General features: G+C 29.9%; 15 protein-coding genes. 7 read left to right on the forward strand and 8 right to left on the reverse strand.

What is annotated here, in order from left to right:
- Nucleotides 1-212 precede the first annotated feature (212 nt).
- Together ACXLDF_RS16840 and ACXLDF_RS16845 are read right to left on the reverse strand one after the other, a co-directional pair.
- Nucleotides 213-719, reverse strand: a complete 507-nt coding sequence (locus ACXLDF_RS16840; RefSeq protein ID WP_457559720.1) for a GNAT family N-acetyltransferase — start codon at nucleotides 717-719, stop codon at nucleotides 213-215.
- A 51-nt stretch (nucleotides 720-770) separates the two neighbouring features.
- Nucleotides 771-983 carry a hypothetical protein gene (locus ACXLDF_RS16845; RefSeq protein WP_457559721.1) on the reverse strand — a complete coding sequence of 71 codons (213 nt, stop codon included), beginning with the start codon at nucleotides 981-983 and terminating at the stop codon, nucleotides 771-773.
- Between the two features lie 107 nt (nucleotides 984-1090).
- On the opposite strand from ACXLDF_RS16845, the gene ACXLDF_RS16850 reads away from it, so the two are divergent.
- Nucleotides 1091-1780 (forward strand): GTPase domain-containing protein, encoded by a 690-nt coding sequence (locus tag ACXLDF_RS16850; protein WP_457559722.1) that lies wholly within the window; start codon nucleotides 1091-1093, stop codon nucleotides 1778-1780.
- A gap of 122 nt (nucleotides 1781-1902) precedes the next feature.
- Here the strand turns inward: ACXLDF_RS16850 and ACXLDF_RS16855 are convergent, their stop codons facing one another.
- The 4 genes from ACXLDF_RS16855 to ACXLDF_RS16870 form a co-directional block, all read right to left on the reverse strand.
- Nucleotides 1903-3114 (reverse strand): DUF2085 domain-containing protein, encoded by a 1212-nt coding sequence (locus tag ACXLDF_RS16855; RefSeq protein WP_457559723.1) that lies wholly within the window; start codon nucleotides 3112-3114, stop codon nucleotides 1903-1905.
- Entirely contained in the window at nucleotides 3114-3824 is a 711-nt protein-coding gene (locus ACXLDF_RS16860; RefSeq protein ID WP_457559724.1) for a hypothetical protein, read from the reverse strand. Before ACXLDF_RS16860 ends, ACXLDF_RS16855 begins: the two co-directional genes overlap by 1 nt.
- Before the next feature lie 86 nt (nucleotides 3825-3910).
- Nucleotides 3911-4477, reverse strand: coding sequence for a hypothetical protein (locus ACXLDF_RS16865; protein ID WP_498038943.1), 567 nt, complete (start codon nucleotides 4475-4477; stop codon nucleotides 3911-3913).
- Nucleotides 4478-4616: 139 nt separating this feature from the next.
- A complete protein-coding gene (locus ACXLDF_RS16870; RefSeq protein ID WP_457559726.1) occupies nucleotides 4617-5054 on the reverse strand; it encodes a hypothetical protein in 438 nt (145 codons plus the stop codon).
- A gap of 164 nt (nucleotides 5055-5218) precedes the next feature.
- Between ACXLDF_RS16870 and ACXLDF_RS16875 the strand changes: the two genes are divergently transcribed.
- The gene (locus ACXLDF_RS16875) at nucleotides 5219-8968 is read left to right on the forward strand and encodes a hypothetical protein (protein WP_457559727.1); all 3750 of its coding nucleotides are present in this window, start codon (nucleotides 5219-5221) and stop codon (nucleotides 8966-8968) included.
- A 28-nt stretch (nucleotides 8969-8996) separates the two neighbouring features.
- Nucleotides 8997-10712 (forward strand): hypothetical protein, encoded by a 1716-nt coding sequence (locus ACXLDF_RS16880; RefSeq protein ID WP_457559728.1) that lies wholly within the window; start codon nucleotides 8997-8999, stop codon nucleotides 10710-10712.
- 29 nt (nucleotides 10713-10741) lie between these two features.
- Here the strand turns inward: ACXLDF_RS16880 and ACXLDF_RS16885 are convergent, their stop codons facing one another.
- A complete protein-coding gene (locus tag ACXLDF_RS16885) occupies nucleotides 10742-10999 on the reverse strand; it encodes a hypothetical protein (RefSeq protein WP_457559729.1) in 258 nt (85 codons plus the stop codon).
- Between the two features lie 481 nt (nucleotides 11000-11480).
- Here ACXLDF_RS16885 and ACXLDF_RS16890 point away from each other — a divergent pair, with 481 nt between their 5' ends.
- Nucleotides 11481-12797, forward strand: a complete 1317-nt coding sequence (locus tag ACXLDF_RS16890; RefSeq protein ID WP_457559776.1) for a RuBisCO large subunit C-terminal-like domain-containing protein — start codon at nucleotides 11481-11483, stop codon at nucleotides 12795-12797.
- A gap of 305 nt (nucleotides 12798-13102) precedes the next feature.
- Here ACXLDF_RS16890 and ACXLDF_RS16895 read toward each other — a convergent pair whose 3' ends face one another.
- A complete protein-coding gene (locus ACXLDF_RS16895; RefSeq protein WP_457559730.1) occupies nucleotides 13103-14233 on the reverse strand; it encodes an SLC13 family permease in 1131 nt (376 codons plus the stop codon).
- Between the two features lie 82 nt (nucleotides 14234-14315).
- Here ACXLDF_RS16895 and ACXLDF_RS16900 point away from each other — a divergent pair, with 82 nt between their 5' ends.
- From ACXLDF_RS16900 to ACXLDF_RS16910, 3 genes are all read left to right on the forward strand, one after another.
- Nucleotides 14316-15074 (forward strand): ArsR family transcriptional regulator, encoded by a 759-nt coding sequence (locus ACXLDF_RS16900; RefSeq protein ID WP_457559731.1) that lies wholly within the window; start codon nucleotides 14316-14318, stop codon nucleotides 15072-15074.
- Nucleotides 15075-15235: 161 nt separating this feature from the next.
- Nucleotides 15236-15439 (forward strand): hypothetical protein, encoded by a 204-nt coding sequence (locus ACXLDF_RS16905; protein WP_457559732.1) that lies wholly within the window; start codon nucleotides 15236-15238, stop codon nucleotides 15437-15439.
- A 21-nt stretch (nucleotides 15440-15460) separates the two neighbouring features.
- A complete protein-coding gene (locus ACXLDF_RS16910; protein WP_457559733.1) occupies nucleotides 15461-16369 on the forward strand; it encodes a hypothetical protein in 909 nt (302 codons plus the stop codon).
- The last annotated feature ends 64 nt before the right edge of the window (nucleotides 16370-16433 follow it).

The following is a 16433-nucleotide window of genomic DNA, read 5'->3' on the forward strand; positions in this document are numbered from 1 at the left end:
TTCATTTCTTTTTTTAAAAATGGATTTTTTTTTCTGTTATTTTTTTATTTTTTTATTTTAAAATCCCCTTATTTATGAAATTTTGATGCTATATTAAAAGATTTAGACGCATTTTGTAATTATCGTTAAGTTTCTATGGAAGAAAATAATTTAATTTAAGAGTTCTAATCAATTTGATTAATGCATTTTGAATATTGCATAGATATTTGCAACTAATGTAGTATTCTACGAGTAAAGATGAGTAAATCAAAATATGTGCTATTATTGATTTTTACACCATCTGGAATAACACCTTGTTGTAAAAATGAAAATTTCTTAAGCAAGGCAATGCTAGTATAGTTAGATTGAAGAACTTCGGCAATTAATATTTCAAGATCTGTATTTTTTGATTTTTCAATTATTTTCTTCATTAAAAACGATCCAACTCCTTTTTTTTGAAAATCAGGATGAACTTGATAAGATAATAATCCAATATGATGGAGTAATTCTTCATTTCTAGGTATTACATAGATATTTCCAATGATTTGGCTGTGATATTTGGCTACTAAAAAAATAGCCTCCGGAGTATCGCTAATAAACTTAAAAAAACTTTTCATTTCTTCATGAGAAATAGGAGTTGTTCTTGCCAACCAAAATGAACGCTGTATCTCTGCATTCATAAAATCAAGATTGGCAGTAAAATCTGCCAAAGAAAGGGCGATAATTTGAATATTCTTCATTATAATCCCTATCTATCAAAAGACTGAAATTTTAACCAATTTGTACATGTCTTATATATTTGAAAAGAAAGATTTCTTAAAGTGTGTAATCTCACTTGCAAAGATATTACGGAATGGATATTTGATAGAAACGCTACATTTCGATTTTTGAAAACGAATTCGCTGTGCAAGTTCTTCTGCTTTTTGTCGGGAATTAAAATGAAATTGCTCAGTTCCACCTTGTGGATCGGACAAAATTACAATATATTTTGAGGGAGTATTCATGATTCTTAACTGAATTTAGAATCTGAAATATTTAATTTAATTTATCAACAGAGTAACACTAATAAGGAAGGAATTTTTAGAAGGTCTTCCTTCTTCTATAATAATCTATGCCTCAATATTATTCTATACCCAAATATGTTACTATTGATTTGTTTGGAAAGGTAGGTGTTGGCAAAACCACTATTTTTAACTTGTTTGCAGGAGATCGACTTTTAAAAGATGGTGGAAATCTTTCGTATGATTATAGGATTTACTATGCTCGATGTTGGATTCTGCAGAGAAGATGGGAACATTCAATGGTTTTTTTAACAGACCCAAAATTAGATATGCGGTGGAAAGATTTACGAGTGAGGCATTTACAACGTCTTTTTGAGCCTACAAATGTACTAATGATCGTGACAGATAGTACTAAAGAAGATGTTATGGCTGTAAAGCAATCTTTTAGTATGTATCCAAAAATCAAGCGGAAATTAATTATTTTTATTATTGCTAATCAACAAGATCTCCCTGGACGCCTAAATCTTGAAGAAATTAAAGAAACTTTACAGATGGAAGATATTATTGCAATAAGTGCTATTGATCCATCATGTAAAGTAACTATTGAAAAATTCATGGAAAAAGCAGTGTTAAGATATTTCACTATGCTAGCAAAACGAGGTGAAGCATTGATGTTGTTAGATGAAGATGAAATTGGATTTGGTGCCAAATTAAAAAAGAAAAAGCAAGTTCAAGGAAAATTTTCGCATCGAATTAAGAAAATAAAACAAAAGCTCGATCAAAAAACAATAAGAAAATAATAAAAATATCTATTTGAATAATTTTCAAATGCTTTAGTAGATCTTATTGAAATTGTGGGAATAAGTGCGAATAAGTTTTTTCTACGAAAAAGAATAATTCTTAAAGTAGATAAATTATCTGATTATTTTTCTGTTATTGAATTACTATTAAACTCTAAAATTTCTTGTAATGCTTCTTGATCTGCTTTTTTTTGAGCGAGACGAGTTCTAAAATTGAACAAAACGCCGAAAACAGTAAAATATCCGACTACTACAAAAATATAATAAAAGGTTTCACCTAATGCAAAAGGAATTAACTGCATTGAAACACCTAAGATAAATCCTGTGAAAAGTCTTGATTGTGTTGTAGCTTTTCTAATTTGAAGTGCTTGTAGACCCCAATCCAACAAAGGAAATATGGGAAGAATTGTTCCTAACCAGAAAGCGAAATTTGTATTTAAATTCATATTAAAATCATGAAAAATGATATAAGAAAGAAAAAAAGTGAATATCACACCAAAAATCATAGCCGTGCATCTTGTACAAAAATAAATTCTTACTTTTCCTAACGCAACCACTATAGTATGGTCATCTTCTTCAATAGAATGATGAGTCAGTATTTGAAGATATACTTCTCCTGGTTGGGGAAGATATAAATTATATAAATCCCATATTTTTTTTTCTTCATTTTCCTGTAAAATCTTCATATCAGAATTTGATAATGGAAAGTAAGGATGTAACGAACGATCTAAAAGCCAAAAAATAAGCCATGCAGGAATTATCAATATAAGATTGTTAAAAAGAAAAATCAAACTAAGATAAAAACGAATTTGAAATCCATCAGAATTAAAGAAATTAATTGGAGTCTGAAAGTGGAACCCAAAATAAAGTATTGGAAGATATCCACAAATATAATATATTTTCCATGCCAACTGTTTCCAAATAAATTTACCTCCTAAATATTCTCCTCCTTCATATGGCTTAATGCTTTCTATTATGATTAATAAAATAAGGAATCCAATAATAACTAGTTGAAGTTGTTCAGCTTCTAAATAGTATTCAATATATATTTCACAGGATATTGCCGCAAGTAAAACAATATAACGATTAAATATTTTGGATATTATCATTAAAAATAAAACTGAAATCCAAAAGGAAATAGGAATTGTAAAAACATCAGAAGGATTTATGCTAAATTGCTGTAATGATACTGAACTGCCTGCAATGAGAGAAAAAACATAATAACCTTGCCATACAATCATAAATTCAACGAAAAAAATAAGAATTTTGGCATGAATATTTCTTTTTAGCGGTTCTGAGGGATTGTAGGATCTTACTTTTTGTTCTGATAACATTAGTTTTCACAATTAAAAATTTCTTCTATCTCTTTGTTGAAATCCTTAATTTTCTTTTCGAATCCTTTTTGTAAAACTCGAAATATAAGTTCTTTTCCTGTCATAATGTTCAAAATGGATAAATCTTTTTTAATAACATCTAAACCTTCCTTCATTGAATCAGTTTGTAAACGTAAAATATCTTTACAGCGTTTTTCTGTCTTAAATGCAGCTCGGCATAAATCATTATATGAAGAAATATCGTGTATTTGAACTTTTAGTAAAGGTAATATACCGCATATTTGTGATCGAAAAGTATTTTTCAAAATCGCTTTCAACTGAGGAAAATTCGGATGGTATGGTTTACATTGTCGCCCTGTTTGATCATTTTTCAAATAATTTGGAAATTTTTGAGTCAGACGTCGCTCAAATTCGATTGTATTTGGATCAATTCCTTCTATTACTAATTTTTTGGACATGCTAATCATGCCATTTATGCTTTTAATCGTTCCACGCTCTAAATCCTTTTGAACTAAGTTAGAATAAAAAGATTTGATAATTGGGCGAAAAATTGCAGCCATCCCATTTAATTCTTCATCGATCAATCGAGAACCGATCTCCAACGACTCCTTCATTTTTGTAATCAAATGATCTCGTACAATTTCTCCATTTCGATCCACTAAATGTTGAATATTGGTAATTTCAGTCGGTCGAAGATCCTCAGTAATCATACCCTTAATAAAGAAAGGCACTTAAAAAAAGATGTGTTTCATTTTATATGAATTAACATCATAAATTCATTTTTCTACCATTTAAATTATTTTTTATTTGTATTTTCATCAATTACCCAACCTGAGATATCAATACTTAATTCAATATCATCTTCATTAGGACACACAACTCGAATCACTATTCTTTCATTTGTTCGCTCTATAATCTCTGGAAAATGACAATCATCTGCCAATTTAGATATAATAAAGCGAATATATGCTTCTGAAAAGATTATCATTGAGCCCTTTAAGATTTCTTTTCCCAATCGCCCAATTTTAAAATGAATTTGCCTTCCTACCTTATGTTTTTCTACCATTTCCGAATCTACAAGTTTAGAAACGTGATGACGAACTGTATCATGATGAATATTTAATTCTCGCGCAATTTGGTTTTGAAAACAACTCTCATGATTTAAAATATAGAGAAATATCTTTCGGGCATTTTCGTTCTTTAAGAGCATAAAAGCTCTTTCGGTTTCAAAATCTCTTAGGTTTTTAGGAAAATAAATGCGTTTTCCATCGATTTTTGCAGAATGAATTAAATCATCTTCTTCTAATTTTGATAAATGATAAAGTAAAGTCGCGCTACTTATACCTTCTTCTCCATGTTGCATTAAACGGTAAAAGTACGACCCTGGATTTTCACAAATTATTTTATAGATTTTCCTTCGGGTGGGATGCAATAAAAAGATTTTATCTTCTGAATTTCTTCTGAATGACGTATAACCACCTTTTTAAATTTTTATAATTTACTTATGAATTTTCATTTAATTCGATTTTCTCAAATTTTGCTTTATTTACATGAGTTACTTTCGCTAAATTTTCTTTTATTTCTTGAAAATTAGAATCATCATCAAATTCAAAGACACCTTCCCAAACACAAATATCGTCTTTAAAACATATACCTGTAGAGAAAAGATTTTCCATATTCAATTTTTGAAGAGTTCTCCTTAAAGATGTAAAGAAACTTTCATTTAAAGAAGATTTATCCAATAGCAATTTTATAAAAAGAACTCTAGAACAATTCGTTAAGAAAAACGATAGTTTTTTTGATTCTCCCGGAATAACAGCAACTAAATTTTTACCCAACGGCTTCAATTGTTCGTGAATTGATGGAGGGATCTTGATTTCAGATGATAATTCTGCAATAAAGCATTGAGCTAATTTCTTACTCTCATAATCAGAATGCATATTTAATCTGATGCAATGAATGTTTATATGGATTTCTCTTAAGTTGAGATCCAAAGATCAAGAAATTATTTTAGCAACTTATTTAATGATAGAATACGAATTTCTATAAGAGATACAAGGTTCCATATTAATTGTAAAGGTATATTGAAGAGGTAGAAGAAGAGTTGCAATTTGTATTAACATTTGCTGTGCTGGGTGATATTTTTTCAGCCATGCAAGGATTTAATGAAATTGGATTTCAGAGTAAGGATGAAGGCCAAGATGTTCACTATACAACAGTTTTTTCACTAGAAGATGATGAAATCGAATTATCTCTTCTCATTCCTCATAACGTAGAAGAACAAGGAAAAAATACCATTAGTATGGCAGATGGAATTTTATTTTATTTGGATCCTAATCAAACAGGAAATATTGAAAAGCTTCAAGATGTATTGGACCTAATCGAAAAAATTCGCCCTGATATTCCAATGATAATCGTGATCCAAACTATGGAAGTTATTCTTAAAGCTGATATATCAGAAATTATTAAAACTATATCATTCCGTTCTTCAGCTTGTATTTTTATTATTTCACGAACAGAAATTGGTATGATACGTGAATATTTAATAACTTTATGTCAATCTGTGATTTCTGGTCAAAGAAACATTAATACTGACATTGCGTGGATACAAAAACCCCTTTATTATTCAAAAATAAATGAATTTATTTCTCAATCTAAATTTCTGTCAGCAGCGGTTTTATGTGAACGAGTGATTAATATTCAAAAGCATTCTGATTCTCAAGATTATTATATTCTTGCAGAGAAAACAGCTAATCTCTATGCAAAAAGTGGAAATTATTTAAAAGCAGCTCAAATAATTCGATCAATCAATCCTATTTTCTTTAAAAAGTATCAAAAGGACTATGCAAACACAATAATTGAAGAAGCAAAAGTATTATTCTCGCAAAATAAATATGAATCCGCTGCGTTAAAATTTGAAACAGTTGGAAATTGGATAAAAATGGAACTTGATGATACTTCTTTAATGGAACAGTGCTATAAACTTGCGATTGATGCTTGGATTGCACAACATGAATTGCAAAATGCATTTGCTTTATTAGATAAATTCGATCATTTTAGAATGATCACTATTTTAGAAGAGATGACAGAGAAAATTGCTCATCTTGCTGATCAACTAATCGAAAAAGACCAAGATGGACTTGCAAAAGCACAATTATATCTATGTTTTCAGCGATACCAAAAATCAGGGCTATTTGAATCATTGCAAGTTCTTGCTCGAAAAGCGGTGAAAATATTAAAAAGAATAATAATCAGAAATTTAAATATTGGTGATGTTGATACTGCACGATTGAGCTATGATGAACTTACAACGATTTGGGAAACCTATAATATTGAAGCAGAAAATATAGATGAAATACTTTATAATATGGCAAAATTATTCATAGAACGGCGTGATTTTTTAAAAGCTGAAGGAATAATACCAAAAATACATGATACAATATTACAAATCGAATTAACTAAGTATAGAATGGAAACTGAAGAAAATTTTAAAAATTTAGCCCGAAAAGGAGAATTAGAAGAGTTAGGTCTAAAAACTGATTTATTATTTGGATATATTGAATATGAGAAATTAAAATTTGATCAAATGTTGGAAGATCTTTATCAAGACTTAAACTTCGAACTTCAGCATAGTAATTTTCAATTTGTTGAGGAAATATTGCTAAAAAAAGCAGATTGGTTTTCCCAAATTGGACAAGAAAATTATAATCATCAAATTATACTATATTTCTTAAAAATTAATTTAAATAATGGAAAAATTGAAAAAATTATAAAATATATTTCAAAACTTCCTGAAATTCAAAGAAAGAAATTCCTAAAAGATGAATTTCCACAACTTAAAGAATATTTTGATAGAATGAAGTTTACAGACTCGAATAAGACAAGTGAAGAAACAGAGAAATTATTGTTTAATTTTGTAAGAATATATCGCAATCATCTACTGTATGAAGAATCTCGTCTTTTAGCAAAATTATATCTTGAAGAACTTCTTGCTTACGCAGAATTAATTTCTCATAAAATTGAAGTAAAAGGTTTATCAACTTTATTTGAACAGATTAATAAAATAGATCTAACTTCTAAAAGCTATTTAGAAAATGAAGAAATAAATTTAGATTCAATTTACATAACCCTTGTAAAATATTATTTAAAAAATCAATTTTACAGTGAAGCTCGAACATACGCAGAAAAAATTTCTAACTTTCAGCTGTCTCAATCTTATTGTGAAAAAATTGATGAAATCGAATCAGAGTTAAATAGATCAAAAGTTGAACAAATCCAACAAAACCAAAAAGTAAAAATTTTTGCTGAAAGATTATCACAATTGCAAAATCGTGCTCGAGATCAGCGAATTGCATCAGTTAATTTACTACGAATGCGTACTGGATTAAAACGTCGATATTATCAAGATGCAATCAAATTATTTAGAGAGGGAAAATATTATAAATCAATTGAAAAATATCTACAAACAGCTGAAGATTTAGCCGCAAGTAAAAAATTCGAATTAGCTGGAGTAAATATCGCTGTTGTTTCTTTGCTTTTTCTTACATTAAAGAATGTAAATGCTTTGAAACATGAAATTCATAAGTTTACAGGCAACTCTCGGGTCTCTTTTGATATTTTTAAAAAGACTTATGCATATCAGCTTATTGATTATCTAATTCAGATGATTGAAGCAAATAAACCTCAACAATTGAAATCTGCCCTTCAATTATTTGATGTATTTGCATTTTTTCCTGAAGAAAGACTGATACTTGAAACATTGCTTGGAGAAGAAATTGATTTTTCTCGTATTTTATCTGGACATCAAGAAATTTTATCAAAAACTAAATCTACAATTCCATCTAATTATTCAATTTTAATTGAAAAATTATATTCTGATATTCAATTAAAAAATAGACGAATTTCCTTTGATTTGAAATATTGGGGCGATTGTCAAGATCATTTTGCCCGACAAGAATACGAAGATGCATCTGTATCATATTTTGAACAATCTCTCAATATGTTTTACCATAATTATTATGAATTCTCTATTGTGTCAATAATTATGGGGTTTTTAACGCTACTTAAAGTTAAAACTTCAGATGAAGTCTATCATGAGTTTGAGAAATTTGTATTTCAACATGGAAAAAAATATGGGGATTTAATGTCAAGTGTTCCCATTCAATTATTAGAACTAGTTTTACACTATTGGGAACACCCTGATTCACAAAACATGATACTTGATATTTTCAACGCATTTCAGACAAAGCTTCCACTCTTTGATTGGGAAATCTCATTTCTAATAAGATTAACCCAGAAATTTCAAAAAGAGGATAAGAAATTCTCAGACAAAAAGTCACAGCGGGTTGGATCTATTCAAGTTGGTAAATCTCTTAATGAAGATAGTTTATTAGGACAACAAGTAATTGTTCTAATCCAAGATATTACAAAATTAAGTAATGAATTTTCTTTATTGCTTAAAAAAAGAGAAAAAATGATTCGGACTTATTATCAAGAAATTTTTGATGATCTTTCAAAAAATCTATTTAAAGAGGCCTTTCAAAAATACATTAAGTTATCAAAACGAATGGCGCGAAGAAATGACTATACATCTGCAAGTTTAATGATATTTCTTTCTACTTTATGTTTAATACATGAAAATAAACCAATTTCTGAAATTCAAACACAACTTGATGAAGTCTTAAATGGATTAGGATTAGTAAAAAAAATCCTAGAAGATCATTTTGGAGTAAAATTAGCCTTTTTTACATTAGATGTATTGCAAAGTAATAATTCAGAAATAAAAACATATTTGCGTAACATTTTTGAAAAACTTCCTTTACTTCCGTCAGAAAAACAATTAATAAAAATATAAGAATTCAAGATATGAGAAAGTGAAAAAAATGGCATATCCTTTTAAAAAATCGTTTATTGCATATCGTTTATTAAAAAATGGAAATTTAATTGCTTTAGATACTGAAAATATTATTCGTGAACTTCAAAGTGTCCAAATTCTTGCATTTTATTTCTTTCGTGTTAAGAGGCTTTACATTTGGGTAGGTCCTGAAGCACCAAGAGATTTGAAAAATCTAATTCCTTTAATTGAAGATCAAGTACTTGAGCGAAATCCAACTATTACTATTTTGCGACATTTTACAATTGAAGGATATACTTACCAAACCCGAGAATTTTTACAATATCTTAATGTATCAGAAGATGAATATAAAGAACAATTATCCCAATGGGAACAAAAACAGCGCGAAATCAAGTTAAATATCTCAAAATTAGAAGAAAGCTTAACTAATGTATCAAAAATGGCAGATATTGAAAATAAAAAGCAAATTATTAAAGATCTTATCGTAAACTCTGAAATTATCAATGATTTAGAACGAATAAACAAATATGAAGCACTTCTCTCTTCTCTTGTTGATAAAGAAAAAACAAATAAAGAGCTAGAAATTCGAAAAAAAGTCGATATTTTTGCTGTAAGATTTCATAAAGCAATGAAGAATCGTGAATTTCAAGAAGCTAAGGAAATATTAGATACGATTAACTTTGAGTTGAGTGATTCTGAAGATCAAGGGTTGATTCATAGTTGGCAAGACTATTATTCCGTTCTTCAACATGAACAAGAATCATTTAAAAAGAAAATAGAAGAAGATTTAGCTTTGGAGAAATCGGCCGAAGCAAAAATTATTAAAAAAGTCCATAATGCTGAAGAAGCCGATAAAATTGAAGAAATCAAAAAGGCAATAGAAGCCCGAAAAGCTGAAGAAGCCAGAAAAGCTGAAGAAGCCAGAAAAGCCGAAGAAGCCAGAAAAGCCGAAGAAGCCAGAAAAGCCGAAGAAGCCAGAAAAGCCGAAGAAGCCAGAAAAGCTGAAGAAGCCAGAAAAGCTGAAGAAGCCAGAAAAGCTGAAGAAGCCAGAAAAGCCGAAGAAGCCAGAAAAGCCGAAGAAGCCAGAAAGGCTGAAGAAGCCCGAAATGCTGAAGAAGCCCGAAAAGCTGAAGAAGCCAGAAAGGCTGAAGAAGCCCGAAAGGCTGAAGAAGCCCGAAAGGCTGAAGAAGCCCGAAAGGCTGAAGAAGCCCGAAAGGCTGAAGAAGCCCGAAAAGCTGAAGAAGCCCGAAAAGCTGAAGAAGCCCGAAAAGCTGAAGAAGCCCGAAAAGCTGAAGAAGCCCGAAAAGCTGAAGAAGTCAGAAAGGCTGAAGAAGCCAGAAAAGCTGAAGAAGTCAGAAAAGCTGAAGAAGTCAGAAAAGCTGAAGAAGCCAGAAAGGCTGAAGAAGCCAGAAAAGCTGAAGAAGCCAGAAAAGCTGAAGAAGCCCGAAAAGCTGAAGAAGCCCGAAAAGCTGAAACATTGATGATAGAAGAACAAATAAACAGTGAAGAAAAAAGTAAGAAAAGTATGGATCCTGCAGATTATTCTATTAAGGATTACCTTAATCTTTTAAGAGAAGCAAATTCTATCGAATCCATTCAAAAACAACGCGCCTTATTTCTTTTATCAACTTGTTTGGATATAATACAGCGCGATCAAGATGCATTCTTAGAGAAATATCCTAAAAGAACTAAAGATAAACAAATGCTTCAACAACGAATAAATAAATATATTGAAAAAGATTAAGAAAAAGCATAATGATTATTGAAAATTAATTATTTTCTGATATTGGAAATATTGTCAGATTTTAAAATTTCTTTTAATTGTTTCAAAGATTCAGAGTAATGCTCGCAAACTCTACTGAATTTAATCAATTCTGTTAAAGTATCTTTAATTTGATAACATTCGCACTCCATATATATTTGATCAAGTTGCAAGAATTCAATTTTCTTAAGATGTCTACATCTACTACAAGGGATAATAAGTGTTTTCAATTGAGGAGAAATTTCCCATGTTGTATTTTTTGTTGACATCCTACTTAAATAATACAAACTTATACTAATTAATCTGATTCCAAGTCAAAATTTTGTGATCCCGTTCCGAATTTTCTGGTTTAAATATAGTTAAACTACATAATTGGAAATAACATGATGTGTGCTAATAAAATCGCAATATTAAGCAAAAAGGTAAGAAAAATTAGAATTAAAAATATTATTCCAAATAAAAAAAGACCATTTTTGTTCAATTTTCGATAACAAATCAATTATCGTACATTTTTTGACTTTATAATTTGAAAGGAATTGAAATCTGAATCAAAAAAAATGGATTTTCTTCTTTGAATTTAGTAAAAGTCTTTATATATCTGCATTTACATATTGTAATTATGGATAGTTTATCCTTTTTTTCATTCAGCATTCTATATTGATGGAAGTCGGATTTTACTATTATTTTTTTATCTTTTTAAAAAAAACAAGAATGGAGTTGTGAAAAATACCTATCGCTAGCTTTGATAATATTCCTGCCCAACCATGGGGTCTTTTTGATGGAATTGAAATTGAGAATTATATAATTGGCACATTTATTGTTCGTTTACCTAAAAAACAAAATGGTTTGACTTTAGGACAATTTGCAGCCATTGAACAATCAACAGGAACATGGATTAGAGTCCCTGCAGAAACTGAAGCAGTCCGTAAGGATCACATCGCAAAAGTTATTGGTTGTTATGAACTACCAAATTATGAATATGAAATTCCAAAATCAATAGGAAATCAAGATATTAATCATCGAGACTATGTTCTTCAAATCGCATGGCCAAAAATTAACCTTTTAAATCGGGAAGGTCAATTGAACTTTGCTTTACTTTTTACGGCTGTAATTGGAAATATATCTATGGGTGGAAAATTAAAACTCATGGACATCTGGTTTCCTAAAGACGTCCTTGCCACAATGCCGGGACCTCGCTTTGGTATTGAGGGAATTCGTGAATATTTAGGTGTTCAAAATCGACCTTTATTGAACAATATGATTAAACCCTGTACAGGACATACAGCTGAAGTTGCGGCTGATTTGACATATAAAGTAGCACTAGGGGGTGTGGATGTCGTTAAGGATGATGAACTCATCGCAGATCAGCAATTCAACACTCTTGAAGATCGTGTCACTAAATGTATGGAAGCTATCGATCGAGCAAAGGAAGAAACTGGGGAAAAGACAATATATATGATCAATGTTACAGATAACACTCCACAAATCTTTAATAATATTGAAACTGTGCAATCTCATGGGGGAAATGGAATGCTTATCAATTATCTTCCTCAAGGGCTAACCATTGTTAAACAAATTGCTGAAGATCCTAGTGTAAAGATTCCAATTCAAATGCATATGGACTTTGCTGGAGTTTGGTATGAAGATCCTTGGTCTGGAGTAACCAGTAAATTAACTTTAGGAAAACTTCCGCGACTGGTTGGTGGAGATGTTGTGGTCCTCCCTGCACCTTATGGAAAAGCACCTGTGGTTCCAGAGCGTTTTATTCAAAATGTCATGGAGTGCGTATATCCTTTACCTCATATAAAACCAATGATGCCGATGCCAAGTGGAGGAATTACACCAGGAATGGTTGAGTATGCTGTTCGTGATATTGGATGGAATTGCATGTTAGGAGCAGGTGGTGGTATCCATGCGCATGAAATGGGACCAACTGCAGGTGCGAAAGCTTTCAGACAAGCGATTGATGCAGTTATGAAGGGTGAATCTGTTAAGAAAGCTGCTAAAGAACACCAAGAATTAGGTGTTGCCATGGGAATGTGGGGAAACAAGAAAACTGGGATGTAATTAAGAGAATATTCTTCTTTTTTCTTTATTATTGTTGGGGATATAGCAATTATCTGATTTGTAAAATGTAATTGAGTGAATATACTGATCCTTTTTTTTAATTTTTCAATTAGATTATAGATAAATCTAGAAAGTGTGTTTATATATGGCAAAAATTAAATGTAGATCTTTAGATTTTGCTTCTAATCAAATAATTTTGATGAAAAACGAATTATTCGTGGATATTATTATTGAAAAATTAAATTTTTAATTTCATGTAAATTCGTTAAGGTAAAATTAATCTACACTACGAGAAAACCAAATTCTTAAAAGAAAATTAGGAAAATAATTACTAAAGAAATAATAAAATAAGGAATTGAATACTTGTGAAATTTGATAAATGATCTCTCTTCTTTTATTAATCTTAAACCGATTATATTCGCAAAAGATCCTAAATAGAACCCAATACCACCAATATTTACTCCATAGATTAACGGAAGCATATTTGAAGTATATTTTGAAAGAAAAACTGCTGCAGGAACATTGCTAATTAATTGTGAAATAATAACTGCAAGAAAGAATATAGTTCTTGATGAATTTACACTTATTCTTTGCATTAATATGGTTATAATTGAAATTTGAGAGACAATATGAAAATCAATGAATATTAAAAAGAAAAGAATAATTATTTCCCAATTCACCTTAAGTAGAATTCTTCTAAAAAAAAGAATATAACATATAAAAATTGCAATGATACAAATTATCAACAAATCAAATTCTAAAAGTATGATATATAAAATTAATAATGAAAGAGATAATCCAAAAAGGGCTCTGTTTTGATTATTATCTGTCGCATTTATCTCATTTTGACTTAAAATTACCAAATCCGTTTTTGGAAATGAAATCCACACAAATAATCCAAGAATAAGGAGAAGAATCAACACAAAAGGTAGAAGCTTGTATATAAAAATAAAGAATGAATTATCCCAAATATGCCATAAATAAAGATTTTGTGGATTTCCAATAGGTGTCAACGAAGAACCGACATTTACAGATATAACTTCAAAATATAGTATTTTTGAAATATTATTCGATATCAATTTTTGAATACTTATTGTTAAAGGAATCACGATAAAAAGTGCAATATCGTTGGTTAAAAGTGTTGAAAATAAAGAAGTTAGCATAACCATGAATAATGCAAGATTTCTTTCGGATTTAATCGAATTAATTATCCATTTTGCAATTTTTTCAAAGATGTTACTTTCTTTTAATCCTGTTGTTATTACAAGTAATCCTGTTAAAGCTAGAATTGTATGCCAATCAACGAAAGAAGGATAATATTTCATTGGAATACGGTATATTAAAGAGAGAATAATAAGGAGAATTAATGAAGAAATTATGATGAATTCTTTTTTCATAAATTGATAGATAATCTTTTTTTTGTCAATTGAAGTCATAAGAATTCACCAATTAATTGCATTCTATTTTTAATAATTGAAAAGCTTTATTGCTTAGCTTTACTGAGCAATATTTATAGCGATGGAACCTACTAAACTTTCTTCACCTAACTTTCCTTCAGATTTAATTAATGATATATTCCACCCCAAGCGATTAGAATTATTGCACTTTTTGAGCCTTAATGATGAAACTTTTACCTCAATCACCCATTATTTAGGTATATCAAGTTCTGAAACTTCGCGCCATTTAAATGCATCAGTTAAGCTTAACTTGGTCAGAAAAGATGTAGAACATAAAAAATATGGGTTAACTCCCTTTGGAAATTTAATAATACACTTATTTCAGCCAACGTTATTTATTTTAAATCATGCTCTTTTTTTTCAAACACATAATCTTGAAGGATTTCCTCCAAAAATGATTCCTAACCTAATTCACTTAAGTAAAGCAGAATTAATTAAAGGAACTGGCAATGTAATGCTAAGATTTTCGCAGTTGTTTGAAATAGTTCAAGAAGAAGTTAAATTAATGACTGATCAAGCGTTTCCTTTTGGGAAAGCAAATTTGAGGGTAAAATATATTGTTCCAAAAGAGATGTTGAAATATAAAAAGAACACAAAAAAGAATTTAACTTCAGAAATTCGGTTGTTAAATCCCATTAATTTTTCTTTGATAATAACTGATATCGCAGGAGCTTTTATCTTTTTTCCAAATGATAAAGGTCGACCTGATTTTTCGGAAGGATTTTATATTTTGAATGAAGATCATGAGGGTATGATGTTTCTTAATCAACTATGGGATATTTTTTGGGCCAATGGAACTGAATATTCTCTTAACTCTTGAATCTGAATTTAATAATAATAATAAAATGAGATCTAGAATATAATTTAAAGAAAATTGTTCCTATTTTTATTGCTTTAATTTTTCGAAGTAACTTTGAACACACATACTTTCTTCCCTTTTTTTCCGATTTTCTTTAAATATGTATCAATTTCTTTCTTTCTATGATAACGGTGGAGCACAGAAAACTAATCTTGATTTTAAATTCATTATCAAGTATTTTAGAATTCTCTTGCCAACGAAATTCTTTAGAACAATTAGTACTAGAGATTTCTCTTGATAATATCCCAAAAATAAACGTTGAAGAGAATAATGTTCTTACAATTGAATTTGGAACAGGGATGGTGCTCATAGATTTGATCAAATAAATAATTAAAATGTGAACAAGAATGAAAACAAACACTGAAACCATGGAAAATTCGAAGTTAGTTACCCGATATGAAAGAAAAGATCGGGTCTTAATCTGTTTTGCAGCATTTTCGAGCGGCATTGTCCTAATCCTCTTGGCAGTTTTAGGGCCATTAGGGTTGGAAGTGATTAAATTCAAAACTAGTCAATCGGGTATTTGGCAAACTCAAGGCCAAGATCTTGCCAATGTTATCCTTATTGCACCAATTTGCATTGCAGCTGGCTATACACAAATTAAAAATCATTCCATTTCTAAATATCTTCTTACATTTGCTTCTTTAACTTTAATTTATACTGGAATATCTTATGGAATTGGTCAAGAATGGAATCATCCAAATTTAACTGGAAATTACAATATTCAAGAGTATTTTTGGATGTTTCTAATATTGATCATTGATGGATTAATCATGATGATTTTTGGCCTAATGCAATTTACTGAAGATGATGCCCCTGATTTTAATTCAAAGGGATTAAAACGGTATGGATTTGCAGTAATGGGAGTTCTATCGCTATTTGCAATGATGTGGTTGAAAGAAATATTGGAGGTGGTTAATTATGGCGATACTGCAACTGGATCTTATTCTGCGACTCCTGTTGTATTTTGGGTAATTCGATACTTAGATTTAGGGTTATCTATCCCGATTGGATATATTGCAATGTATTTATTAATGACACGACCTAAGCGTGCATTTCCATTAATGATCTTATTCTTTGGTTTTTTTATAGGTATGATCACAGCAGTTAATGCAATGGCGTGGATAATGTTTCTCCGAAATGATCCAGAATTCCAAACATTTGGGCTTTTTCTATTTGGAACTTTAGGGTTTTTGTCATATGGAGGCTTTTATTATCTAATTCGAAAGAAAATTCCATTTTTCAGAAGAAGTTGAATTGAAAGCTTTTCATTATGTTCTGGTCTTTTTTACATTTTGATCCATTTATCTATTTTTTCCC

The organism is Candidatus Harpocratesius sp. (assembly GCF_054039255.1).